Annotated in this window: 18 protein-coding genes; 6 read left to right on the top strand and 12 right to left on the bottom strand. The window is 41.4% G+C overall.

All coding sequences use genetic code 11. The annotated features are described in order from the left end of the window. Positions 1-67: 67 nt before the first annotated feature. From QTA56_RS06455 to QTA56_RS06445, 3 genes are read right to left on the bottom strand one after another with little or no spacing between them, the layout of a single operon-like run. Complete coding sequence (locus QTA56_RS06455) at positions 68-1,096, bottom strand: cell division protein ZipA C-terminal FtsZ-binding domain-containing protein (RefSeq protein WP_267980138.1); 1,029 nt, start codon at positions 1,094-1,096, stop codon at positions 68-70. 1 nt (position 1,097) lies between these two features. Further along, a complete protein-coding gene (smc, locus tag QTA56_RS06450) occupies positions 1,098-4,547 on the bottom strand; it encodes a chromosome segregation protein SMC (RefSeq protein ID WP_267980137.1) in 3,450 nt (1,149 codons plus the stop codon). Between the two features lie 24 nt (positions 4,548-4,571). Then, positions 4,572-5,267, bottom strand: coding sequence for a GntR family transcriptional regulator (locus QTA56_RS06445; RefSeq protein ID WP_267980136.1), 696 nt, complete (start codon positions 5,265-5,267; stop codon positions 4,572-4,574). Positions 5,268-5,614: 347 nt separating this feature from the next. On the opposite strand from QTA56_RS06445, the gene QTA56_RS06440 reads away from it, so the two are divergent. Both QTA56_RS06440 and QTA56_RS06435 read left to right on the top strand, forming a co-directional pair. Continuing rightward, the gene (locus tag QTA56_RS06440; RefSeq protein ID WP_267980135.1) at positions 5,615-6,592 is read left to right on the top strand and encodes a hypothetical protein; all 978 of its coding nucleotides are present in this window, start codon (positions 5,615-5,617) and stop codon (positions 6,590-6,592) included. 14 nt (positions 6,593-6,606) lie between these two features. Then, entirely contained in the window at positions 6,607-7,149 is a 543-nt protein-coding gene (locus QTA56_RS06435; RefSeq protein ID WP_267980134.1) for a GTP-binding protein, read from the top strand. Between the two features lie 5 nt (positions 7,150-7,154). Here the strand turns inward: QTA56_RS06435 and QTA56_RS06430 are convergent, their stop codons facing one another. Next, positions 7,155-7,955 carry a sulfite exporter TauE/SafE family protein gene (locus QTA56_RS06430; RefSeq protein ID WP_267980133.1) on the bottom strand — a complete coding sequence of 267 codons (801 nt, stop codon included), beginning with the start codon at positions 7,953-7,955 and terminating at the stop codon, positions 7,155-7,157. 6 nt (positions 7,956-7,961) lie between these two features. Between QTA56_RS06430 and QTA56_RS06425 the strand changes: the two genes are divergently transcribed. Both QTA56_RS06425 and QTA56_RS06420 read left to right on the top strand, forming a co-directional pair. After that, complete coding sequence (locus QTA56_RS06425; RefSeq protein ID WP_267980132.1) at positions 7,962-8,738, top strand: biotin--[acetyl-CoA-carboxylase] ligase; 777 nt, start codon at positions 7,962-7,964, stop codon at positions 8,736-8,738. Between the two features lie 14 nt (positions 8,739-8,752). After that, positions 8,753-9,496 carry a pantothenate kinase gene (locus tag QTA56_RS06420; RefSeq protein ID WP_267980131.1) on the top strand — a complete coding sequence of 248 codons (744 nt, stop codon included), beginning with the start codon at positions 8,753-8,755 and terminating at the stop codon, positions 9,494-9,496. Here QTA56_RS06420 and QTA56_RS06415 read toward each other — a convergent pair. Together QTA56_RS06415 and ffh are read right to left on the bottom strand one after the other, a co-directional pair. Then, a complete protein-coding gene (locus tag QTA56_RS06415) occupies positions 9,466-10,053 on the bottom strand; it encodes an RBBP9/YdeN family alpha/beta hydrolase (RefSeq protein WP_267980130.1) in 588 nt (195 codons plus the stop codon). The two genes, QTA56_RS06420 and QTA56_RS06415, sit on opposite strands and share 31 nt — an antisense overlap. Before the next feature lie 159 nt (positions 10,054-10,212). Next, complete coding sequence (ffh, locus tag QTA56_RS06410) at positions 10,213-11,619, bottom strand: signal recognition particle protein (protein ID WP_267980129.1); 1,407 nt, start codon at positions 11,617-11,619, stop codon at positions 10,213-10,215. Between the two features lie 147 nt (positions 11,620-11,766). Here ffh and QTA56_RS06405 point away from each other — a divergent pair, with 147 nt between their 5' ends. Continuing rightward, positions 11,767-12,576, top strand: coding sequence for a cytochrome C assembly family protein (locus QTA56_RS06405; RefSeq protein WP_267980128.1), 810 nt, complete (start codon positions 11,767-11,769; stop codon positions 12,574-12,576). 77 nt (positions 12,577-12,653) lie between these two features. Further along, positions 12,654-13,580 carry a tRNA dihydrouridine synthase gene (locus QTA56_RS06400; RefSeq protein WP_267980127.1) on the top strand — a complete coding sequence of 309 codons (927 nt, stop codon included), beginning with the start codon at positions 12,654-12,656 and terminating at the stop codon, positions 13,578-13,580. A gap of 176 nt (positions 13,581-13,756) precedes the next feature. On the opposite strand, the gene QTA56_RS06395 is transcribed toward QTA56_RS06400, so the two are convergent. From QTA56_RS06395 to QTA56_RS06370, 6 genes are all read right to left on the bottom strand, one after another. Continuing rightward, a complete protein-coding gene (locus QTA56_RS06395) occupies positions 13,757-14,803 on the bottom strand; it encodes a pilus assembly protein FilA (protein ID WP_267980126.1) in 1,047 nt (348 codons plus the stop codon). A 140-nt stretch (positions 14,804-14,943) separates the two neighbouring features. Beyond that, a complete protein-coding gene (locus tag QTA56_RS06390) occupies positions 14,944-16,395 on the bottom strand; it encodes a hypothetical protein (RefSeq protein WP_267980125.1) in 1,452 nt (483 codons plus the stop codon). Between the two features lie 168 nt (positions 16,396-16,563). Continuing rightward, positions 16,564-18,549, bottom strand: a complete 1,986-nt coding sequence (locus tag QTA56_RS06385) for a hypothetical protein (protein WP_267980124.1) — start codon at positions 18,547-18,549, stop codon at positions 16,564-16,566. A 19-nt stretch (positions 18,550-18,568) separates the two neighbouring features. Continuing rightward, positions 18,569-21,049: a DUF6160 family protein gene (locus QTA56_RS06380; RefSeq protein WP_267980123.1), complete on the bottom strand. Its 2,481-nt coding sequence runs from the start codon at positions 21,047-21,049 to the stop codon at positions 18,569-18,571. A 23-nt stretch (positions 21,050-21,072) separates the two neighbouring features. Next, positions 21,073-21,858, bottom strand: a complete 786-nt coding sequence (locus QTA56_RS06375) for a hypothetical protein (protein ID WP_267980122.1) — start codon at positions 21,856-21,858, stop codon at positions 21,073-21,075. 12 nt (positions 21,859-21,870) lie between these two features. Beyond that, positions 21,871-24,576 carry a hypothetical protein gene (locus QTA56_RS06370; RefSeq protein WP_267980121.1) on the bottom strand — a complete coding sequence of 902 codons (2,706 nt, stop codon included), beginning with the start codon at positions 24,574-24,576 and terminating at the stop codon, positions 21,871-21,873. Between the last annotated feature and the right edge of the window lie 294 nt (positions 24,577-24,870).

Below are 24,870 nucleotides of genomic sequence, written 5' to 3'. Positions count from 1 at the left end.
AATTTCACCATATAAAAGGGCGGAAAACCGCCCTATAACTTTTACTGAATTTATTATAAAAGATTGATTAAACCGTTGCTTGATTTGGACGATAATCAATCACATGATGTCGCCAATGTTCTTTCAACTGCGGCGTGAATTCAAGATTGTTTTCATCGTAGACTTTACCATCAATCTCACGCGCAATTAAGCCTGCGATACTGGTCATCATGTCATAACCTGTCACCGCCTTGCTGTTTGGCAGTGCAAGGAAAAATGCCAGACCCTGCACTTGTTCCGCAGACAATGTTTCCAGATCAAAACCCGCTGGGCCATTATCAGTCACACGCAGTACCGAAAACATCAATGCACTTGGCTCATCGGTGTTTTCATAACGATGGAAACATGACATTTCACCAAAACGCAGGCCATATTTCAGCAATACCTTTAATGCTTTATCGCCCGACAAGGCACGACGTGGATTTGGATAAACATTGAGTGCGATAATCTGTTCCGCTGTTGCCAGCGCACTTTCATCATCATAGCGTTGCTGCTCATGCAGATGCACATCCAGAATATTACTTTCGCCATCAAATTCAGCAATCTCAACTGTTTCAATATTTGGATTCAGGCTAAGTTCTGATTCAGCCTTGCTTTCTTCAGTGCCACTTTCCTCAACTTCATTTTCTTCAGTTTTTTCTGGATTTTCCAATGCTGCTGTTGCATCTTCAACTTGTGGCTCAGATGTTACGACCTCACTCTCCGTACTGGTCTCAACTTGCACAGTCAGCTCAACCACAGTATCTTCACTGATTGTTTCTTCTGTTTTTTCCTCAACTGCAACTGCCTGCACAGGTGTTTCAACTAGAGGTTCAGCCTCAATCGGTGCTGTTTTAAAACTTGGCTCAACACGGTCGGTTGCAGCGGTGACCACATCATTTTGCAAAATCTGATCTCGTACGTGACGAGGAATCACAGGCTGCTGACTTTCGGGATTAATATGTAAATCCGCTTCCAGTGATGGCTCAACTGGTTTGGGTTTTCTTAAAATCATGATCAAACCAACGAGCATAATCACAACGGCGACAACAATGCCTATTATTGTATTCATTTCCATACTAGGACTCCGCAACTAACCCGTATTCTTTTGCCTGTTCTAAATCCACAGTCACTAATTTTGATGTGCCTGGCTCTGGCATGGTCACTCCAAGTAAATCAGTTGCCATTGTCATTGCCAATTTATTATGTGTAATGTAAATGAATTGCACTTGTTCAGAAAGCTCTTTTACCAAATTACAATACCGCTGCACGTTGGCATCATCCAGTGGTGCATCCACCTCATCCAATACACAGAAAGGCGCAGGATTCAGCCTAAAGATGGCAAACACCAAAGCCAGTGCCGTTAGGGCCTTTTCACCACCTGACAATAATGCCAGAGAACTGTTACGTTTACCTGGCGGACGCGCCATTAATTTCACCCCAGACTGCCAGTCATCTTCTAGGCTTAGGGTCGCCTCACCACCATTAAACACTTTCGGAAACAGCAGTTGTAGCTCTTGATTGACCTGATCAAAGGTGGTCATAAACAGCTTTCTTGTTTCCTGATCAATACTCTTCATGGCATCTTTGAGCTGATCGACAGTATTTTGCAGGTCCTGCATTTGATGACTGAGTTCATCAAAACGTTGCGACACTTCCTCATATTCCAATGAAGCCGCCAAATTGACTGCACCGATTTTCTCGAATTGCTGCTGGGCTTTTTCCAGTTTCTGCTGATGATCTTTAATTTCAATCGACAGATCAGATAAAGCTTCCGCATTAAGTTCTTTCAACTGTTCCAGATAATGTTCACGATCTGATTTCGCCGCCTGCCATGCCAAACGTTTCTGTTCCAGTTGCTCACGTACCTGCTCATCTTTCTGTTGAGCTTGATGGCGTTGTTCTGTGAGTTGCTGTTGTTTCTCTTGTACTTGATTGAGTTCAAGTTGCCATTCATTCCAGGTTTTTTGCAGCTTTTCGGTTTGCTGAAATTGCTCGTGGAATTGCGACTCCAAGTTCGGCAGCTCAAGCTGAATCGGATCAACAAACTTCTTGGCCTGCTCAATTTGTTCGATGATTTGACGATACTGCGTTTTCAGGAACGAGATATCTTTCTCTAACAATTCAATTTGCTGATTGGCTTGTGAGGTCTGACGGCGTAAAGCTTCACGTTGCTGCTGTTGTTGAGTCAACTGCTGTTGCTGCTCATCCAGTTGTTCATTTAAATTTTCGACCTGAAACTGCAAGGTTTTATAATTTGGCAATACTGCTTCGAGTTTTAGTGCCAGTGCATGTAAATCAATTTCCAGATCATCCCGCTGCATTGCATCTTCTTCAAGCTGGACATCAAGCTGTTTCAGTTGATCTGCCAGTTGCTGCTGTTGCAACACAAATGCCTGTGCGGTACTTTGCAACTTGGCAATTTGTACATCCAGCTGTTGCAGCTCTTTCTGCTTCTGCTTCAAACTTTGCTGCTGTTGTTGCAACGTCTGTTGTTGCTGTTGCAAAGCTTGCTGTTGCTGTGAAAACTGGTTTTCCAAATCAAGCAACTGTGGCTGTTTCTGTGCCAGTTGTTGTTCAATTTCTTCTAAACGCACCTGATGACTGAGCATTCCCTGTGCAGTTTGACTCTCTTCATCATAGTGCAGACCAATCACCCAATCTGCACCAACATGATAACCATCCAGCGTTAAAATGGATTGTGCTTGGTGTAGATCCACCTGATGACGCAGTGCCGTTGCCAAATTTTCTGCCACAGCTACATTTGCCCACAGTGAAGATTGTGGTGTTTCAATCCATGCACTCAAACAAGCCAAATGATTAATTTGACTCTGTTGCTGTTCAGATGATTTTAACTGGCGAGCAACGCCCTCTTGAAATGATTGCCCATTTTCTACAAGTTGAGCCTGTAACCACTTTGCTAAAAACTTTTCAATGATGGCAGCATGTGTTTTACCTTGAGCAGTTAAACGCAAGTTTTGCATCAATCGAACGATATCTTGGTTCTGTTTGGGACTCTGCTTTGCCACCAATTGATTCAGGTTCTTTTGTTCAGCCAATAACACCTGAATCTCTGTTTTTAAACTCTGTACATCCGCCTTGTTTAACTGTTGCTGATCCTGCTGGCTTTGTACATCCTGCTGTAACTGTTCAATTTTAGTTTCCAGCTCAACAATCTCGTGCTGTAACTGCTGCTGTAACTGTTCCAACTGCACCTGTTCATCATCCTGAACCTGAGCACGAATCTGGCTGCTTTGCGTTTGCAAGGTCTGCTTTTGCTGTTCAATCCGCAGTACATTTTTGCTTAGTTGCTCAATCTGTGCCGCCATTTGCAGCTTTTGTTGTTGTTGCTTTTCAACTTGGGTTTTAAGTTGTTCAAATTGCTGTTGTGCCTGCTTTTGCTGTGCCTGAACATCGGTAAAATTCTGCTCGGCGGCTTGGGTCTGCTGTTCCAGCTCAAGCAATTGCTCATTTTGCTCATCAAACTGCGTGGTTAAGGTTTCAACCTGCAACTCGGATAACTGCAAACGTTCCTTGGTTTGTAGTTTTTGCTGCTCAAGCTGAACCAAGCTGCTGCTGTTTTGCTGGAATAAACTCTGTTTTTGCTCCAGCGTCATTTTCAATTCAGCCAGTTTCTTCTCAGCCTGTTGCCACTCCTGTTGCAATGGTGAAGACTGCTGAATCAACCGCTGGAATAAGGCACTTGTGGCTTCAAGATCATGTTCAATCGTATGTGACTCTGAACGAACCAACTTAAATTGTTCACCTAACGTGGTCATTTCAACCGTATATTCTTGTTGTAGCTTTTGACTTTGATTGGCTTGGAACGAAAGAATCTCGATTTTTAAGGTTCGGATTTGGCTTTCTAAAGTTTTGTATTGAATTGCTGCTTCAGACTGACGCTTCAAGGTTCTGAGCTGTGATTTCAGCTCTGCCGCAATATCTTCCAGACGTGCCAGATTTTGTTCGGTATGTTCCAGATGCTGTAAGGTTTCACGGCGGCGTGCCTGATAACGGGAAACCCCAGCGGCTTCTTCAATAAACACCCGCATTTCTTCAGGCTTGGCATCAACCAGACGGTTAATCATGCCTTGCTCAATCACCGCATAAGAACGTGGCCCTAAACCTGTACCCAGGAAAATATCGGTAATATCACGACGGCGGCAGCGCGTACCATTGAGGAAATATTCAGACTTGCCTTCACGCGTAACCTGACGACGCACCGCAAGCTCATTGTAGGCATTATAAGCGCCACCCAACTTGCCATAGGTATTGTCAAAACGAAGTTCCACACTCGCCACACCGACAGGTTTACGCTTGGATGTTCCTGTAAAAATCACATCCTGCATGCTGCCACCACGCAACTGGCGTGCGCTGGACTCACCCATCACCCAGCGAATGGCATCAATGACATTGGATTTACCGCAACCGTTTGGACCAACGACCGCAGTACGGTTGGCCTTAAAATTCAAAGTGGTACTATCGGCAAAAGATTTAAAGCCTGAAAGTTTTAAACTGCTTAAACGCATAACGCCGTGTTTTGACCTAAAAAATTAGCGGCGTGAGCGTCTTGCCCAAGCCAATTCAATCTGTTTCATACGTGTCAGAGATTCCAACACAAGGTTGCGCAAGTGTCGACAAAAATCTTCCATAAATAAAGCGGCTTGTTGTGATTTTCGGATCAAAATAGCATCAATCACCAGCTTGAACAGGGTAAACGACTCCTGTAGCTCGCGACGTGAGGTGTTTAAGGTTAAAAAATAGCTACGGCGTAACGATGGCAACAGTTCCTTGTAGAACTGCATCATGTAGGGATTCGCCACCATCTCGTGCTGTTCAGCCAGATATTTAAAGATGGCATCATAAAACTTCTCAATATCCCCAGCACGGACAAACTCCACCAGTTGGTCTAACAAGGCCTGTAGCTGCTCCGCCTCATTGACCCGCCAGGTCTCACTAATCCGCTGCACAATATGCCCCAACACCATCACATTGGTGTCAAACAGTGCCTTGACCTGCTGGGCCGACATTTCAGAGACAATTGCGCCACGGCGTGGAAAAATTTCAATTAAATAAGTACGTTCCAGCAACAACAATGCTTCACGGACAGAGCCACGGCTGACATCCAACTCTTTCGCAATGCGCAGCTCCTGAATACGTTCGCCTTCAACCAGCTCGCCGCTAATAATTTGTTCACTAATGTATTTTGCAATCTGTTCAGAAAGACTATCAGCCTCTTCGAGATTCATGAGCCCCTCGCTATCTTTGTTATACGCATTGTCCAATGCTGTTTGCGCTTTTTTGTTTTAACTGATCTCGCTGTATAAATTCTATATCATTGTCTGACAATTTTATTGCTTTTTAAGCCAATCGTTCTAAAAAAACCTGATTTGATCCTGAACATACAGATAAAACCCATCTTTTCTATTTTTAATATCAGCCATTTATCTGCTTTTTTGCCCGACAACCATATATCTGAAAGTTGAAATTTTATCAAATTTTTATTGATACAAGTCACATAAAATAATATTTTTATTAACACAACAACATTTTATTATTTTACTGAAGTGTTCAGTAATTCTATATGAGTAGCATCATGGGTGTTCATCAGGCTGTCAATATCGCAATTTTTGGGTTAAGTCTCAGGACATTGAACGAATTAAAAGAACAGATTCAGACAGCGGTTCCCAATCATGTCCAGGTGAACTGGAGCAACATTGCAGAACCACAGCTTGATATCTTAATGATCAATCATATCTTTTTCGATTCACCCAACATTAAAAGCCTGATTAAAAACAGCAATATCAATGTGCTTCAGATTGCCAACGATGTCGACAAAAACAGTTCCATTGAAAATGATACCCTCTATCTTCCACTTAACCATATCCACTCACTACATCACTGGTTAAGCCATCATTTAAATGAACGTTCACAACCAACTCCAGAAGCGACAGAAGCACCAGCCACCCCACCTGTAGGCGAGACCTTTCACCGCAGACAGATCAGGGAGGTTCTACAGGAAATCCAGAATCCGAGAAATGGAAAAATTCAGTTATTTGATAATAATGGCTTATTGGCAATTGCCGACCCGCGGAGTGAATGGTTGTGGCAAAACCCTGAATTCACCTCATCACAAACCGATCCCAGTTTGAACTATACCTATGCAACTCAGAACGATCAGCATTGGATTGCAGAGGCCCCCCAGCAGGATTTAAAACAATGGCTATGGAATTTGCTTTGGACATCTATGGATTTTGAGGGACTCTGCCCACAGTTTGCATCCAGCTTTTACCTTGATATTTGGCCACAGCCAAAAAACAGGATTGATCGTCAGGACATTTTGCGAATGTCAGCCTGTTTTGCCCAAGGTGCAAAGATTGATACCGTTGCAGCCCAACTAAATCTTTCTGAACAAAAGGTAAGACATTTCGTTGCTGCCTGCCTGGGAGCAAATTTCGGAAAACTCATCAAGGATCGGGAAGCAAAATATAGCCCTCAAATCCAGCAAAATGAGACTGAACAACATTTTATGAAAAAGCTGTTTGGCCGCCTACGCAACCGTTTAGGCTTTTGATCAGGGATGAATTTATGATTTTACATCAATATAAAATTGTCTTTGGTGGAACCATGGGTTCGGGGAAATCCACCGCCATCAAGGCCTTGTCGGAAATTGAAGTGCTGAGTACCGAAGCGCTGAATACCGATACCGAATCCCATGAAAAGCTACTCACCACGGTGGGCATTGATTATGGTGAACTGACCCTGGAGGATGGCGTCAAGGTCGGTTTATATGGTACGCCAGGACAGGACCGTTTTGATTTTATCTGGTCAGTCATCTGCAAGGGCGCGATTGGAACCATTGTGATGATTGACCACGCCGCAGAAAACCCACTGATTGATCTAGACCAGTATGTGCAGGCATTCCAGCCTTTTGGCAACAATATTGTGATTGCCATTACCCATATTGACCGTAAACCAGAACGCACCCTGTCCATCTATCGAGATTGGTTAAAGGCAAGAGAGCTAAACTATCCACTATTCTTTGTCGATGCACGGCAACAGGATGATGTATTGCTTTTGGTGGAGACCCTGATTGCAAACATTGAAGTGCATTATGGACTGGTGAATTAAAGGACCTACATCAGCCCTTTATAAATAAAATAACAGCCAACCACCACCAGCAAACCTGCAAAGCATTTTTTCAACATCGCGGGAGATAGGCGATGTGCGACTTTGGCACCAAATTTAGCCGTGATAAAACTCATCACGCTGATCCCAAGAAAAGCATAGATATGCACATAGCCAATGGTATTTGGAACATCAATCTGCTCTTTGGCACCAAACCACATAAAACCTAACGCCCCAGCCACGGCGATCGGGAGACCACAGGCAGCCGAAGTTGCCACCGCCTTTTGCATCACCACACCATGACGGTTCAGGTAAGGCACGGTTAAACTGCCACCGCCAATCCCAAAAATGGCAGAAGCCACCCCAATTCCCCCACCCGCAGCAAACTGCAAGGGTGCTGATGGCAAATGACGATTTGCATCAACAAGCGCATGCGCGCCTCTAAACATCTTATACGCCATCCACACCGCAAAGACACCGATCACCAGTTGTAAATGCTGGCCTGACATAAGATCGGCAATTCCAGCCCCCAGAAATGAACCCAGCACCAATCCTGGCGCCAAATTACGGAACACCTGCCACAACACCGCACCTTTTTTATGATGTGCCATCACCGAGCTGATTGAGGTCACAATAATGGTCGCCAGAGAGGTTCCAACTGCAACATGCATAATCACATTCAGGTCATAATTCATTTGAGTAAAGACAATATATAAAATTGGCACAATAATTAGGCCACCACCGACCCCAAACAGTCCTGCGGTAAATCCAGCAATTGCACCAATCAGCAAATATATGATTAACTCCATAAACACATGACCACTCTACTTGTAAAAATGATGGATGATTTCGCAACCCGCCAGTTACAGCAATTACTCAACACAAAAAACCAGTTTCCCGAAGTGGTTTTAGTAAAAACCACCACCACATCGACCAATGATGATATGCGTGAAATTGCACAAAAAGGCATTACGACAGGTTTGGTATGTAGTGCGCAGCAGACTCAGGGTCGTGGTCAGCACCAGCGACAATGGGCCTCTCCTGAAGGGAACGTTTATTTAAGCACACTGATTCAAAGCAAGACAGCACTGGATGGTCGCCTCGCTCTTGAAGTTGCATTGAATATTCTACAGATACCAAGCTTGCAAGGTTTAAACCTACAGGTTAAATGGCCAAATGACTTGTATAGCCCTCAAGGCAAATGGGGCGGAATTTTGGTAGAGCCACTCTCCGCGAATCAAGCCATTGTTGGTGTTGGAATCAATCTCAACACGCCACCTGTTGAGAATGCAGACCAGCCCATCACCTCATTGCATATGCTGGGTTTGCATCAAATCGAGCGTCTGAGCTTGATTGCAGAACTATATACCGCCATCCAGCAAGCAGCCCAATGGTTTGAACATGGGAGCTATAACTTGGCCAAACGTTTTAACCATCATGCCATTTGGCTAAATCAGCAGGTGGAATTTGAACATGCCCAAGGCAAGGTTCAGGGACGTTTTCAGGGTATCTCCAATGATGGTGCTGTCATCATTAAAACTGATCAAACACAGCAGTTTTATCAAGGTCGCTTACGTCTGGCTGAAATTTGAGAAATCTTTATCCTATGAAAAGTTTATGGCTTGATATTGGCAATACACGGCTAAAATACTGGGTCACTGAAAATAATCAGGTGCTTGAGCACGCAGCTGAACTTCATCTACAGTCTCCCGCAGATTTACTCTTAGGTCTGATCCAGCATTTTCGCCATCAACAGTTCAGTCGGGTGGGTATTTCCTCAGTGCTGGATGCAGAAAACAATCAGCGTATTCAAATGATTCTGGCTGTTCTGGATATTCCGATTATCTTTGCAAAGGTTCATGCAGAATATGCTGGCCTGCAATGTGGCTATGATGTGCCAAGCCAACTTGGGATTGACCGTTGGTTACAGGTCTTGGCAGTGGCAAAACCGAACGAAAACTTTTGTGTGATCGGCTGTGGTACAGCATTGACCATTGATCTAGTTGAGGGATTACAGCATTTAGGCGGCTATATTTTGCCAAACCTCTATTTGCAACGGGATTCACTCATTCAAAACACCAAAGGCATTAAAATCCCTGATTCCGCTTTTGATAACCTAAAGCCTGGACACAACACAGTTGATGCTGTCCATCATGGGATTCTGCTGGGCCTGATCAGCACCATTGACCAGATTATGCAGCACTCCCCTAAACACCTGATCTTAACAGGCGGTGATGCCAACTTGTTTGCCAAATTTTTAGATCATTACCAGCCGCAGGTTGAAACTGATTTATTGCTAAAGGGTTTAAAACATTATGTTCAGCTTAATTCCACTTTCAGCAGGCTTTGAAGCGTCTGCAATAATTGTGGAAACTCGGTATATCCATCTTCCTGACGGAAATGCCCAGCCTGTGCAACCTCAACCAGTTGGGCGCCCAACAAGTGTGAAAATTTAAAGGTTAATGGTACAGGTACAACAGGATCGTTACTGGAAAAGAAAACCAGTCGGGTTTGTAAATGTGCCCTTAAAACATGACTCTCAAATTTCGAATGGTCCAGAAATGGGTCAAATTCAGGATGTTTGGAAATCGCCTCATTAAAGCCTGCAATAAAAATGCCAGCCTTAATGCTATGCTGCTTAAGTCGCTTTAGCAAAAATTGCGCCACTGCCACACAGGACAATCCATGCGCAATGACGATACTCTGCTCATCCAAACCCTTGAGCTGTGCCTCCAAACAGGTTTGCCAAATTTCAGCGTCAGGATGACTTGCATCGGCTAAAAAAATACGCTCAGCAGCCACATTCAGATTTTTAAGTTGTTGTTCCAGCCAGCCATACCAATGCTGGTCTGGATCGGCATGTTCACAATGTATGATAAACACTTTATTTTTAGAAAAATGTGACATAATTAACAATATTTTCCAATATAAAACATATATTTAGCGTCAATATTCTTATGTTTGGATTTTATTTAATGTTGATGTTTTGTATTAAATTTATACATTCATTGATTTAAACTAAAAAATAAAAAGGCGCATTAAGCGCCTTTTCAAAACTGGAAACGATTATTTCTTTGGCTCATTGTTGCCAAATAATGGTCCCATATTGCCACCACCAAACTGTTTCTGCATATTGCCAAGTGATTTCAACATTTTGCTCATACCTGATGGATTGGCAAACTTCTTCATCATTTTTGCCATTTGCGCCTGTTGCTTCATCAGTTTATTCACTTCGGCAACATCCATACCACAGCCTGCGGCAATACGCTTTTTACGGCTGGCATTGATCAGGTCTGGATTACGGCGTTCTTTAACGGTCATAGACTGGATAATGGCTTCCATACGCTTAACCTGCTTTTCAGGGTTCGCCTGTGCAATCGCATCCTGGATACCAGAATTGCTCATACCTGGCAGCTTGTCCAGAAAGCCCATCATGCCGCCCATTTTACTCATTTGCTCAAACTGCATCAGCATGTCTTCAAAATTGAAAGTTCCACCTTTTTGCAGCTTTTTCGCCATTTTTTCGGCTTTTTCTTTGTCGATTTTGCGTTCAACTTCTTCGACCAAAGAAAGCACATCGCCCATGCCCAAAATACGCTGTGCAACACGGTCTGGATGAAATGGCTCAAGTGCATCCAGTTTCTCACCAATCCCCAAGAACTTTATTGGTTTACCTGTAATGGCACGCACAGACAATGCCGCACCACCGCGTGCATCACCGTCTGTTTTGGTGAGGATTACACCCGTTAATGCCAAAGCATCGTTAAATGCTTTAGCTGTATTGGCGGCATCCTGACCTGTCATCGCATCAACAACAAACAAGGTCTCTGTTGGCTTAACCGCTGCGTGCAATTCCTTGATTTCATCCATCATGTCTTCATCGACATGCAGACGACCTGCGGTATCGACAATCAACACATCGGCAAACTGGATTTTGGCCTGTTCAATGGCACGATTCACAATATCAATTGGCTTTTCGGATGCCTGTGATGGGATAAAGCCCACACCCACTTCATTCGATACTGTTTCCAACTGCTTGATTGCCGCTGGACGATAAACGTCAGCAGAAACCGTCATGACTTTTTTCTTCTGACGTTCTTTTAAGAAACGTGCCAGTTTCGCCGCAGTGGTGGTCTTACCCGCACCCTGCAAACCCGCAAGCAATATCACCACAGGCGGTTTTGCGCTTAAATCTAAAGTCTCGTTGGCCTCACCCATCATCTTGGTGAGTTCATCATAGACAATCTTGACAAATGCCTGACCTGGGGAAAGCTGAGTCATCACTTCCTGCCCAAGCGCCTCTTCCTTAACTTTCGCAATAAACTCACGAGTTACAGGTAACGCCACATCGGCTTCAAGAAGTGCCATACGTACTTCACGTAAGGTATCTTTAATATTGTCTTCGGTCAGCTGCCCTGAGCCAGTAACATTTCTTAAACTCTGTGTGAGTCGTTCTGTTAAGGTATCAAACATTGCGAAATCCGCTTAAAATGGCTAGTTGCAAAAAAATCTTTCTTAAAATAGAAAATTTATGCATAGAATGCTATAGGATACTGTAGTTCGAAGCGAATTTATATCTTATATGGTGAATATTATTCATCCTCCTAAAAAAGGTTTGACATGATCAGTCTCCCCTTGGTTTACACAATTTTGGCACTTATTGCATATACCAGTTCCTTTTGGTATTTGTTTATCCACCTAATGTCAAAACGTACCCCAAATCTCTGGTGCTATGGTCTTGTTGTCAGCTTGGGAGTGGTCCTGCACGGCGCTGTACTGTATCGGGACATGATGACACCAATGGGAGTAAATTATGATGTATTCAACCTCATTTCCTTTACTTCGGGACTGATGCTGGCGCTCAGTCTAATCCTGAGCTTACTCCGTCCAATCTTGCCATTAAACCTGATTGGCACTCCAGTTGCCGCAGTTGGCCTGATTCTGGGATATGCATTTAGTCAAACCAATCAGGTGATTGAACGACATTCAGTTGGGCTAGACTTACACATTATTTTATCCCTTTCCGCTTATGCTGTTTTGTTAATGGCAACCATTCAGGCGGTATTGCTCTGGTTTCAGGACAGGGAACTGAAAAAGAAACAAAAAAAACGCATTTGGGTCAACCTCTTACCTCCTTTTCAAATCATGGAATCACTCCTATTTGACTTGATCATCACAGGTTTTGGGCTACTCACAGCAGCCTTGCTGTTTGGCTTCTTTACCATTGACAACTTCTTTGCCCAGCACCTTGCACATAAAACCGCCTTTAGTATTGTATCTTGGTTCCTCTATGGGGCATTGCTGATTGGACACTACAAATTTGGCTGGCGTGGACGCAAGGCGATTCGCTTTACCATTACAGGTTTTGTGTTGCTTGCAATTGGTTTTATAGGCAGCAAATTTGTTCTGGAAATGATTTTAGGCCGCTAAATTCAGGTATCCTAAAACACTGGACAGCCTATCTTAAAATGCGTATAACGCTGTTTTTGCTCTACTAGGTAATAACCGTGAAACTTATCCTCGCTCCAATGGAAGGTCTGACTGATCCAATCATGCGTGATGTGCTCACCCATGTTGGCAGTTTTGATTGGTGCGTGACCGAGTTTATTCGTATTACCGAAAGTATTTTGCCAGACCATGTGTATTATGGCTTCTGCCCAGAATTAAAAACTGATGGTAAAACCGCAGCAGGCACACCTGTGCATGTACAGTTTCTTGGAAACAATCCAGAGATGTTGGCCGCCAATGCCGCGCAAGTTGTGGAACTGGGCGCACCTGCAATTGATCTCAATTTTGGTTGTCCTGCCAAAACGGTCAACCGTCATCGTGGTGGTTCTGTCTTACTGGATGAGCCAGAAACAGTACATCAACTGGTAAAAGCTGTTCGTGATGCTGTTCCTGCACACATTCCCGTTTCAGCAAAAATGCGCCTTGGTTATTTAGACGAAAACCACACCCTCGATAATGCACATGCCATAGAAGATGCTGGCGCAAGCTGGCTTACAGTGCATGCACGAACCAAAGCCGATGGTTATACCCCACCCGCCTACTGGGAAAAAATTCAGCCAATTACTGAAGCACTAAAAATCAATGTCATTGCCAATGGTGAAATCTGGAATAATGCAGATGCCAAAGCATGCTTGCAACAATCACATTGTCAAGATTTGATGATTGGTCGTGGAGCTGTGACTACACCAGATTTAACCTTATGTATTCGTCAGAATAAGGATCAAGCTGTTTTGTCATGGCAGGATTTGGTTGAGTTGCAACAGCGCTTTTTAAGCGGGCAATTTAAGACTGAGGTTGGAATGATTGGGCGTTATAAACAATGGCTGGGTATGATGACCAAGGCCTATCCAGAAGCGCAAGCGCTTTGGAATCAGGTTAAAAAACTTAAACAGCTTGAACAGATTATCGAATACTTAACAATTTAACCTATTAAGTTAATTTTACTATTCTTCCCAATATCATTATTTCTCTACTAAGAGTTTTTTTAATATTCTTAAAGGTACATTCATTTTAAAATGAGAATCTCTACAATTTAGAACATTTCTATAAGTAAAAAAAGCGACCGAAGTCGCTTTGGAAAACCAACAATAATTAGGAATACCTATAGCCCACTAACTTTCATTTTGAAATCAGTAATGGAAGCGCCTTTGATACCCCAGTTACCCATAGAACCATTTGGCAACCCATTAAACACATCCGTATTTGTATTTCCTAACTCACCCAACTGAACATTATTTAAAGATAAATTAAACTTATCAGAAGTCAAACATTTTGTAGAGTCGGTTGCACAGGCACGATCAAAATTCCCAAATACAAAGCCTCCTGGAACCGTTACAGTGCCATTTGTTGCTTCATTTTCAATTCCTGCATGAAAACCATTTAAAGAAAAACCACTTGTTCCCATTCCTGTCATTTGTAACTTAAATTTAGCCCCTGTTGTCCCTGAAACTAGATTAATAGAACAACCATCAGGATTGAGTGCTGTTGCACCACAAATAGAGTCTATTGCACCACCAAATACTACCATATGCCCTTGCGGTGAAGCTCCAAGCTGGATATTCATGGTTGGTTTATTCACTGCTACAAACTTAATATCAATATTATCAGTACGTAATAATTCCTTGATATTGGATTTCAGTGTAGTACCAGAACTAAAAATGGACTTTTGTGTATAAGTAGGTGTTAATGAAGAAATTGCATCAACATTGTCAGGTACTAAATAAACTGAAAGCGGACGTATACGCATGCCGTTGACATCACTTCCCAAAGTTACCGCAATATTGGCAAATGCACCACCTGTACTCATTTTACCTGCATCTGTATCTATGACTGCTTGTAGCAATTGTGATGAATTACCCAGTATGGTTCCATCTGCATTAAAAGTTCTAACGAAATCCACTCCAATGGCTGAAGATGCAGCTCCAGGACTCGCGGCCATAACCAATGCAGACTTATTGGCATATGTTGTATTATTACTGTTAATCAATGCCAACTGGTTAAAGTCAATTTTTGAAACATTTATGCCAACATTCAAACCATCCTGAGCTGTTGCCTTAGCAAGGGTTTGATCATCCAGTGGTTGCATTGCCATTGTTAGTGGACTAAACAACAGCAGGGATATACATCCTATTTTTTTGTTTTTTTGCATTGCCCGAATCCATAGACAAATGTTTAAAATATGTACGCTAGGTTAACATAATTTAGGAAAATCACAAAATAAAAGCGATAATGCGTCATTAAATCTCGTTAATCCCAGTTATTTAAAGTCCAAATAACTGGGAGAAACACTTATTTAGATGGCGTAAAGCTAATATATTTTTGTACAATTTTTCCATCACTATCTACAGTTACATAGGCATAAGTTGACGCTGTTGCCCCCCAAGAATATTGCTTTTGGCTACCTGTAGCGCTTTGAGAAACAGAGCTTAGCACTGCAGGACAGCCCATCGCATTTACATTTTTATCAATATTCCAGTCTTCTCTTAAATTAATTTGGTCAAACCTCACCTTAGTTGGCATACAATTTGAATAAGGTTGTACATTATTCACATAAGATTTAGTTTTAAGTTTTCCTCCCACAAAAAGCAATTGATGTGTAACAGCTCCAAGTGGTATATCCTCCGTATCATTCACATCTTTTGAAAAGAAATCTTTCCATGTATACAAAGATTGTTCTTGATCTTCTTTTTCACTCGCATTGTACAACATTTGTAGAACACCACTACATTTCATTGTAGACTGAGCTTCCTCATAAGAACTGTCAAATTTTAATTCTTGCAGTTGTTCAAAAGTAGGGATACAGGCAGATAAAGCATCTTTAAAAACCAGTGTTTTTGATACAAGTAAATTATTACGGAATGCTAATGTGGCATGATTCAGGGTACTGTTATCTTGTTGCCCCCATTCTCTTATTGTATTAGAAATCCCATTATAATCTTGTGTTGAAGTCAATATTCCATCACAACCCATTTTAGTCTTAACATCCTCATAGGCATCATTTACAGTGATACTTTCCCAATTTGTATGTAAAGGTATACAGGTATTTATGGTTGGTGCTGCTTTATTATAATATTTTTCAAGAAGTTTATTATTATCTTGATCAAATATGATTGTTAAGGTGTCTTGGCTATTTTTATCTTGCCATAAATAAGATGAAATTGAACGATCTTTTGTAACAATACTATATTGATAAATTCCACGGCAACTTGATTGTTTCTCAATATCATCCAAAGTTTGTTCAAAATTCAGTTGATCTATAAATTTCTTTTCAGGCATACAACTTGAAGTATGTGTTTTTAATGGGAAATACATCTTATAGACCAACTTTCCTTGATTGGTTTGTACAAGAATTGTAGGTTCATCTAAATTATTGCCCCATAAATATGTTTCTGTTTGTGAACTTATATCAGTATTTGCTGAAGAAAAGAAACCGTTACAATTAAGTTTACTATTGGTCTGTTCAATACTGTCATCCATTGCCAACTGTTTCCATTGTTCAAGACTCACCTGACAGGGAGCACTTTGCGTCGGAGTTGGGGTAGGTGTTGGAGTCGGCGTAGGTGTTGGAGTCGGCGTAGGTGTTGGAGTCGGCGTAGGTGTTGGAGTCGGCGTAGGTGTTGGAGTCGGCGTAGGTGTTGGAGTCGGCGTAGGTGTCGAAGAACCACTGCCTCCACCACCACAACCACCAAGGACTAACATAACCGAAACAATCATGGCTTGGGAGGTTATTTGTTTACTCACTGAAATATCCTTACATCACTGAATTTTTATTAAGTTTAATGGTTATTTTTAAGTTTTAATTCATTTTTTTGTAAAAACTGGCTTTTTACTACGATTTTTTAATTTATTGGCTGAAAGCTACCCTAAAAATTAAAAAGCGACCGAAGTCGCTTTTTAAATAATTTCAAATTAGCAGAACTTTAATCCACCATAACAGTTGGGTACAACTGCCTGATAGTTTGACAAAGGCAAATCAGAAAGTTGCATCACAGCAGGTACACCTTTGATATCAATACTACCCAATGGTACATACAATGGTAAACCCTGCGCTGCTTTTTGTGCCCCTGAATTTCCCAATAACACCTGATTTTTAGGAACTGCACCCACAACATTAGCTGCATTTGGATTGGTTGTCGTTGACTTATAATCCATTGAAATACTATCGCCTGAGCCATCAGATGCGGTCTTGGTAATACCACTACCTGTACTCACAGCATATAATGGATTCCCACTAGCATCTTGATCCTGAATCGAGAAGAAGTTTGTAATAAAGGTCGCGACCTGTGGCAATACATCACTCATTGGAATTTCTTTCTGAACTTCCAGTTTACCAAAGTTTAAAGGTTCAGAAAATGACATCCACCAACCAGGCTGGGCAATATCATCACTATTACTGCCAGGCCAACGTAATTTCTGGTTTTGTAGTGATAAATAAAAGCCTTTGTTAAAATCATAACCTGTTATTTTACCGCTTGCATCTTTTACTGCTTTGGCGATTGGTAAGTTATGCATACGGGTAAAGTTTTGCTGTACTGCAACGTTGGCATACAAATTGTCAATAGTGGTACATGAGCCAGTTGCCATAGCTCCACCTTTCATACATCCCATATAATTATTGGCAGCTGTCTGTTTCATTATATCTGTAGGGGTCCCACCATTCGCTAAACTATTCGCTGCTGCTTTAATGGTTTCGTTGTTATTATATAAATCCCTAGCAAGGGTTAAGTTATCTGCCTTTTGTGCAGTTGTTAAATCATCATAAGGTTTAGTGCCATCAGCTCTTGTTGCTGTTGGGTCCACAACAGTCCATGAATAGGTATCTGCGAACCCCATAAAAAAGGTCGCATTTTTTACCTCATTTAACCCAATTATGCTTGCCAGCCCCCCTGTAACAATGGACTGATCCATAGCCACATAAATTGGTCCGTCCTTTGCTGAAACCACAATTGGATTAATTGGTACATTATCCACTTTTAAATTTAGCTGTGACATACGATTGCCTGTTACCACAGTTTGTGGAAATTGGAAATTAACTGCCAAGGATGCAATATTAATACCCCAGGTATCCGATGTTAAAGTGGAGGCACTTACACCTTTATCACTAGGTTTTGATGAACCCATTGCACTGACATCTGTATATGCAGCTCGTCTTGCTTGAAGTGATGCAATTAAAGACCAATCCAATGCGGCATAGACTGGTACATAGATCTTCTGATCCTCAGTTAAACCAAACTTTGCAGCCTGTGTTTTGGCACTTGCAGCAGTCTGGTCAACAATAATATAACCACTAAAGGTATTAATCCCGCCCTGATTCAGGGTAGAGGTTGCTGTATCGTTATACGTCCCTGCGGTCATATAACCTTTAATACCTTCCGCACTTAAACGTACCCCCGCCATTTCACGAGTTGCTAGATCATTCGGATTTTTAATAGCAAATTCGATAAAGGGATTACGCAAGATAGCATCACTGGACGCTCGTTCATTTATTAATGCACCTGAACTATCAGTTGCACCAGTATAATTCCACACTGGCGTCCCATCACTTTTTACCTGAGTAGGTACACCAGAAAGGGCGAGATTTTCAATATCAATGTCACAGCCCCCTGCACCATTGACTCCACCACAACCAAGTTGTAGTTTTTTAATATTGGCATTAATTTCCAGATCGGCCTGTAACCCCATTTTATAGAAGTTAAAGTCACTTGTTCCACCGCCATATTTATTTTTATAGTCAGGGTCAATATCTGTACCAAGTGTTGTTCCCATATATAGTAATGCCTGCCCAGTTGCCTGTCGCATTTGATCATCATCCAGACTATGCAGGTTGGAGGCTGCAAAGCTCTGCACCGCTAAAATACTCAGGGTCAAAGTACTTAATATTCCGTATTTTTTCATTATGATCATCCTTTATATTTTATTTGAGCTGGAACGCACCATTACGAGGAGTAATTGCCATATTGGCATTAATACGTCCTCCTGTCATTACCATTTCACCCAAACGCTGTCCTGTTGTTGCAGTTGCAGTCTCCGTTAATTTTGGATACAAATTCAAGTCTCTAACCCGTAGTACATTTTCCGCTTCACGATCTGGATTAATAGTAAAACCATAGTTAAAGCTTACAGTATCTTTTTGTATCGCAATCGCGTTATTAAACTGAATGAGGCCCGAAATATTATCTAAACCTATCATAGATTCATCAACAGGATCACTCAGTTGAATTGCTCCTTCTTTTAGCAGGTAACGTCCAACTATAGATAAAACTGCGTTATTATTCGCAGTAATTTCATTATTCGGAACCAAACTAAAGTTCATATCACCCAACATTTTGAGTTTTAATCCAAATAAAACATCATCTTTGGCATTAAAGGGGTTATTAATATTGCTCAAGACATTCAGATCCGTTCCTGTCTTAGTAGGATCTTTATAGCTTGGTAAATAACCACCTGCAATTTCAGCTGCCATAACCATAAGCAAGTCTTTAAGCGTAACATTGACGTTGCCATTCTCAAAGCCCATACTGCCATAACCACGTAATAGCATATCAATATTACGTAGACCAATATAATAGTTCCGACTGGCATCCACCACCATAATCGAGGTGGTTTTGGTTCCATCATCATTGCGACCCTGCACACTTAAACCAATTGCCAGCCCCAAACGATCCGTATTGGTTACATTTGCCTTAGTCACAGCATTGGTCGTATTATTTAAACCAAAGACTTCACCCGTATATTTAGTTGAATAAACTGCAATATTACTGTTCAGATTATAGAAAGGCAGACCTAAACCCCAGCTATTGGTTTTTCCATCATCCTTACCAATAGTATTTGTTAGTGAAACCCCAGCACTTGAGGTAAACCGACCACGTTTTGAAACTGTCTGGAAATCACTACCACGAATGGCAACCACCAAACTGTTAGGTGTGATGGTATCGGCAATTTGCTGCTTATAGTCCGCAGCTGTGGTTAAAGTACCACTAGCTCCACCTAAACGAGCATTATTCAATACAGTGTTTTCTGGTAAAAGTAAATGTCGGGTACTGGCTAGTCCCAAGTAAACATCACCACTATCAAAATAGGCACGTTGTAGTGAGTTTGACATAAGTGGGCTCAGCCTACTAAATTCAAAACCAAAGGTATTTGCACCAGCCCCCCCAATCTCCAGGGTGGTCGGGTCACCTGCTGTTCCAAGTTGTGCCCCAAGCATTCCATCCCCATCATTGGTAAATTCACCATGCAAACGCACGCCTATACCTGTAGACCCCAAAACTGTACCTGTACCATTGGTATTGGTTGTTGTACTTGGATCACCATTATCAGTATTGGTGGCATAGCCTAAAATATTTTTAGCCTGATTCTGGTTCTTGGTATCTACACCACGGATTTGTAAATAGCTGTTAACCATACGACCACTTGCACCTACCCGAATGAGCCCTTTGGCAGCATTGTCTGAAGTGCTAGTATCAGTAGCCAAGGTATACACAGGATTGGTTGGATCCACATAGGCCGCTTTTTTAGTCATCAGCTCAATGTTTAAACCTGAACTGGTAGCAATACCATCTGTATCTTTATAGGTTGCATTGGCACTTTGGCTTGCATTTATATTTGGAATGGGTACACGAGTAAAATCAATGTAACCATGCGTATCATTTGGAGTCTGATTCAAGCTTGCAGGTGAAACATCAACACCATTTACATCCTTGACACTATTAGTTTGCAACATCAGCCCTTTGGTTGGGTCAACATACATGACCCCCTTTCCCAAAAAATTGAAATTAAAGTTTTTTAAAATAAGTTGGTTATAATAGTTGGTTACATTATTACTCAAACCGATATACATATTTAAATTCTGTAAACTTAAACGTAGATCTGATTGAGAGTTTGGGTCAAATAGACCATTTTTGGTCTGAAAATGAATATATTGTGGCGAATCAGTCTGGATCGCAACATTACCAATTTGCGGATCACATGTACCCGCAGTTTCATTACAGACCTTGAAGCCCTTTACTGAAATAGTAGACGGCATAGTTTCTATTTCAAAATCTAATCCTACAGTTGAGCCCGTGGTTCCTGTTTGAATTTTATAATTTGTGCCTAATTTATAGTTTCCATCTTTATATGTCGTATTTTTACGAATTTGCACTCCATTCGCTGTTGCCCTTAAATCTGGTTCATTTATGCCTGCTGTAGGTGTTCCCGCTTTATCTTGCCAATACAACTGATCAAAATCCATTTGTTTATATTCAGTCTGTATATATAAACCATCCTGGCCATTGACTTGACTTAAGGCATTGTCCTGTAGCTCTTGCAAAGCATAGACACTTTGTGAAAGTAAAATAGCACTTGCCAAAGCTGTCAAAACAAAATATCGAGTATTTACAGACTTCCTTTTCATTTTTAAGTTCCCTTATTTTTGTTTTAACAACGCGGATGCGTACCACCTGCACAACTAAACATTTTAATTGTACCTGTTAAAGATAAATTGGCGTTCATATTCACACCTAAAAAACCCTTTTCACGTCCCACCTGAGAACTATAGTTTGGATTATTGGCATCAAATGCACCATCGCTATTTGTATACTTAGTATTATTTAAATAACCTCGGTCAGAAGTATTTGATACCGCAGGGTCTGAACTGGCATCAAGATTTGCAGTGCCATCATTTTCAATTGCAAGTGACTGGAAGCCCAGATTACGGATTTCAATCGGGACTTTAGGGTCAAAACTAAACTTGAGTGCTGGTTTGGTCAATAGACCTCCACCGACTTTGGTAAATGTTACATCCTCACCATCTATCCCAAGTTTAGGAATATTAATGGTTCCCTGTATACCTTTGAAAGTAATCCATTGCTTTTTACCCGCATTATCACCACGTGAGGTATAGACTGTTACCCCTCCAACAACACTTGTATCAACTGAACGATTATTCAGTGCAATCGCTAAACGACAAAATTCTAATTTATTCGATAAACAGAGCGAGGTGTCAAATTGGGGAGTACGTGCGGGGTCGTACATAGCAAGCAAGGTATTGCTTACTATACCAGTTACAGGGGTTTGATTCAGGTTCAGTGCAATATTTAAGTCTGCACCCGCTTGACCCACCATGGTTTGCAACTCAGTATCGGTTAAGCCATTGAGTTCAGCAAAACTTGGATTTGCCGCCAATGCAACACATAGAGCAAATAGCGGTTGATATTTTTTCATCACATTCGCTCCTTAGTTTAAACCTGTGGTGGTCAATTTCATATGCTGAATAAGCAAACCATCAATTACAGCCGACCCCATATTATTGGAAAGGGTTCTAGCTGAGGTTAGATCAGTTGGAAAGGTCGTTGGAATTGAATTTTTTAATGTGCCATTTGTATTATAATCATTTACACCACAGTTATTTAAACAACCTGTTTGCTGGCCCAAAATCTGATAATTGGTATTCTGAGTACGTACTGTATTGTTTGTTTTGGCCCATGGATTTGTCCAAGACGAAGTGCTGTAATTGGGATTGATATAATATGCGACATCATAATTATTACCACTACAGTTATTAGTAGCCCCACCACTACCGTTACTACAGTTCGTACCTGTAGCACTACTTCTATATTGATAAAATGCAGGAGTGTTTGCATTATTGGTACTAGGGGTACAAATCCCGAGCACTGTATTGTTTTTCCCTGGAGAACAACTAAGATTATACGTTGTTGCACCAACTATTATAGACGTTAAAATATCTGCCTGCCCATTCCAGCTTTTACTTGTAGATGATTGTGATAACCAGTTATAACATTTGGACAATCCCAAAGTACCACAACCTACACCCAAGGCATTACTGTCATCTACACGCATCATATATGACCTTGTTGCATCCTTGATTGTTCTTGTTGTATTAAATGTTTGTACATAATCACGCTGCCCCGTACTGGTTAAGTTTTGACCATAATCAGGGTTTGACTCTAAAGAACCAAAGGAAATACCATAAGCCTCAATTCCTTTATAAGCACTGAGCAAGTTGTTCGTTGCATCGTATTCAGTTGAACCAATGGTAATACTACTATGCGTTGCTGTTGAACCCTGATAGCCTGTAACAGTGGATGTACCACACTGGTAAACATTACAAGTTGAACCTGTATAGGTTAGAGTTGAACCATTTGCCTCTTTAGTATTAGCATCGAAACCATAACGTGTATAAATTTTACTATACACATTTGGATCGTTTGGCACACGTGTCACTTCAACACTAAAGTTTCCACCCTTTGCGTCAAAAATCAATGGCTGATAAAGTGAACCAATCACCAAGTTCGCATTTAAACTGTAAAGAAATAATCCTTTGTCTTGATCATCAAAACTTGGAGCCATCCCCCCCAATGCTGGCGTAGACTTATCCACAATTGGTGTCGCATTAATTCTCAGTACACTTTTTCTGGCATTTGCTGGAAGCGTCCAAGTGTTGGTATTACTAGATACTGCACTAATGACACGAAAGCCTTCCTGATTAAAACACTGAGTTCCTGGGCCTACGTTACCACCAGCGATTGATGTTCCTGGCGCCGCTGCAGCCAAACCACAAATTGAACGCTTCCCATAGCCAATGGCATCTCCAAATGCCCCCGCGATCCCTGTGTATTTTCCGTCCACCCAAAAGGTATTGTAATTATAATAGACTGTTTTACCATCAACCACTCGTGATCTAGGGGTTGCATCATCAATGATATTATTGCCCTGACTATTACCTAACGGCACATAGGAACGAATAACGTGATTATAACTTGGATTATTTGGATTCGCCTGAGCCAAAGTACCATCCTGTCCAGCAACAACAGGCCCATTCCATAAAACTGTACCTGATGGTGCCGTTCCAGCCCCAGTAGCAATCACAACCGCATTTGTTCCACCAATTGAAGAAAAATTACCAGCCTTTAGCTCTGCCAACTGGGCCTCAGAGAGTTTATCTGCCTGATAGACAACTTTACTTGCATCGTAAGACTGCCATTTACTGGTTGAACTTATGTTAGTCACTTTTCCTCGCGCATCAACCCCATCTGTTGGACCCGAATTTAAGCGCACCAGAGCTGCCATACCCAGAGTATTATTATAGGACTTGTTTAAACCAAGCTGATTTGTAACTCCGCCCAGAGTACGGAACATTTTAAAGTTGGAACCGTTAACACTAAAACCATCCCAAACCATGTTAAAACGTAATTGGTTACTTAAACCATCGTATGCGTTAGCGGTTGTTTTTCCTTCTGCAGTGTTGGCATCACGCATAAAGGCATCACCCCATAGGCTTAATCGCAGGTTATAGGCAGATTTTTCAGCAGCAGTTAAGCCAGCCACATTACTATCGTAGAGTGGAGCTTCAAAATTAAAAAATGTAACAGGCTGACCTGCAGCCCCATTCCCTGAAAACTGCTGAACATTTTTGGTTTCAGTTTTAAAAATCCAAGGGTTATTTGCAGTTCCCCACGTATCGATTGCCCTCCCAAAACTCATATTTGCATTGGAAGCATTATAATAAGTCCCCCAATCAGTATTTGACTGAGATAAATTTAAACCATATAAAAATATATCTGCTTTTTTAATGACCTGCCCATTGCCATCATATACCTCACCATCAGTTGTATTATAGGTATAGTTCGGCGTGTAAGTATAATTGCCAGCCGATCCTGTACGCTTATTTCCTTGCAATGGCCCAACAGGAATTAGACGAATATAACCTGTATCGTAGGTACCTCTACCATCATTCGCAGTATCTGCACCATTCATTCGCATAGAAAAGTTTTCAGGTAAAAATGCAATTCCCTCACCTATGGCTTCACTTAAATTCTCGTCAGGTAATTCCTGCAATGCGAAAGCAGACTGACTTAAACATAAGCCAATCAAACTTGCCAAAACAGTTTTTTGAAATGATACCGTATGAAGTGTAGTCATCTTGACCTTCCCGTTACACGATGCTCTGCACCAGCGTTATTTTTCTTAAATTCCTCTTGAGTGATTCCATCTACCCTCAAATTTTAGAGTTAAAGACGTGCTTCCTAGCATCACTCAAATATAGACAAATTTTGCCTATGTAATCTCATTTTCCATTATGCCGAATATTTACACAAATGCAAAATAATTTAGGTGAATGGTATATTTTCCGATGAATGAATATAAAATTTAATAGAAAAGCCCTTTATTATATGTATGAATCTTATAATTTTATTTATCAATTATCAAAACAAG

The sequence above is a fragment of the Acinetobacter thutiue genome (assembly GCF_030385805.1).
In the GTDB taxonomy this organism is placed as follows: domain Bacteria; phylum Pseudomonadota; class Gammaproteobacteria; order Pseudomonadales; family Moraxellaceae; genus Acinetobacter; species Acinetobacter corruptisaponis.
Note: the sequence above shows the minus strand (reverse complement) of the source record. Positions and strands in the feature narration are given on the sequence as shown.

Excerpts from the sequence above, each read along its gene's own strand:
- QTA56_RS06405 (WP_267980128.1), top strand. The coding sequence starts at position 11,767 with ATGATCAGTCTCCCCTTGGTTTACACAATTTTGGCACTTATTGCATAT.
- QTA56_RS06370 (WP_267980121.1), bottom strand. The coding sequence starts at position 24,576 with ATGACTACACTTCATACGGTATCATTTCAAAAAACTGTTTTGGCAAGT.
- smc (WP_267980137.1), bottom strand. The coding sequence starts at position 4,547 with ATGCGTTTAAGCAGTTTAAAACTTTCAGGCTTTAAATCTTTTGCCGAT.
- QTA56_RS06440 (WP_267980135.1), top strand. The coding sequence starts at position 5,615 with ATGGGTGTTCATCAGGCTGTCAATATCGCAATTTTTGGGTTAAGTCTC.
- QTA56_RS06455 (WP_267980138.1), bottom strand. The coding sequence starts at position 1,096 with ATGGAAATGAATACAATAATAGGCATTGTTGTCGCCGTTGTGATTATG.
- QTA56_RS06375 (WP_267980122.1), bottom strand. The coding sequence starts at position 21,858 with ATGAAAAAATATCAACCGCTATTTGCTCTATGTGTTGCATTGGCGGCA.
- ffh (WP_267980129.1), bottom strand. The coding sequence starts at position 11,619 with ATGTTTGATACCTTAACAGAACGACTCACACAGAGTTTAAGAAATGTT.
- QTA56_RS06445 (WP_267980136.1), bottom strand. The coding sequence starts at position 5,267 with ATGAATCTCGAAGAGGCTGATAGTCTTTCTGAACAGATTGCAAAATAC.
- QTA56_RS06430 (WP_267980133.1), bottom strand. The coding sequence starts at position 7,955 with ATGGAGTTAATCATATATTTGCTGATTGGTGCAATTGCTGGATTTACC.
- QTA56_RS06415 (WP_267980130.1), bottom strand. The coding sequence starts at position 10,053 with ATGTCACATTTTTCTAAAAATAAAGTGTTTATCATACATTGTGAACAT.
- QTA56_RS06435 (WP_267980134.1), top strand. The coding sequence starts at position 6,607 with ATGATTTTACATCAATATAAAATTGTCTTTGGTGGAACCATGGGTTCG.
- QTA56_RS06425 (WP_267980132.1), top strand. The coding sequence starts at position 7,962 with ATGACCACTCTACTTGTAAAAATGATGGATGATTTCGCAACCCGCCAG.
- QTA56_RS06420 (WP_267980131.1), top strand. The coding sequence starts at position 8,753 with ATGAAAAGTTTATGGCTTGATATTGGCAATACACGGCTAAAATACTGG.
- QTA56_RS06380 (WP_267980123.1), bottom strand. The coding sequence starts at position 21,049 with ATGAAAAGGAAGTCTGTAAATACTCGATATTTTGTTTTGACAGCTTTG.
- QTA56_RS06395 (WP_267980126.1), bottom strand. The coding sequence starts at position 14,803 with ATGCAAAAAAACAAAAAAATAGGATGTATATCCCTGCTGTTGTTTAGT.
- QTA56_RS06385 (WP_267980124.1), bottom strand. The coding sequence starts at position 18,549 with ATGAAAAAATACGGAATATTAAGTACTTTGACCCTGAGTATTTTAGCG.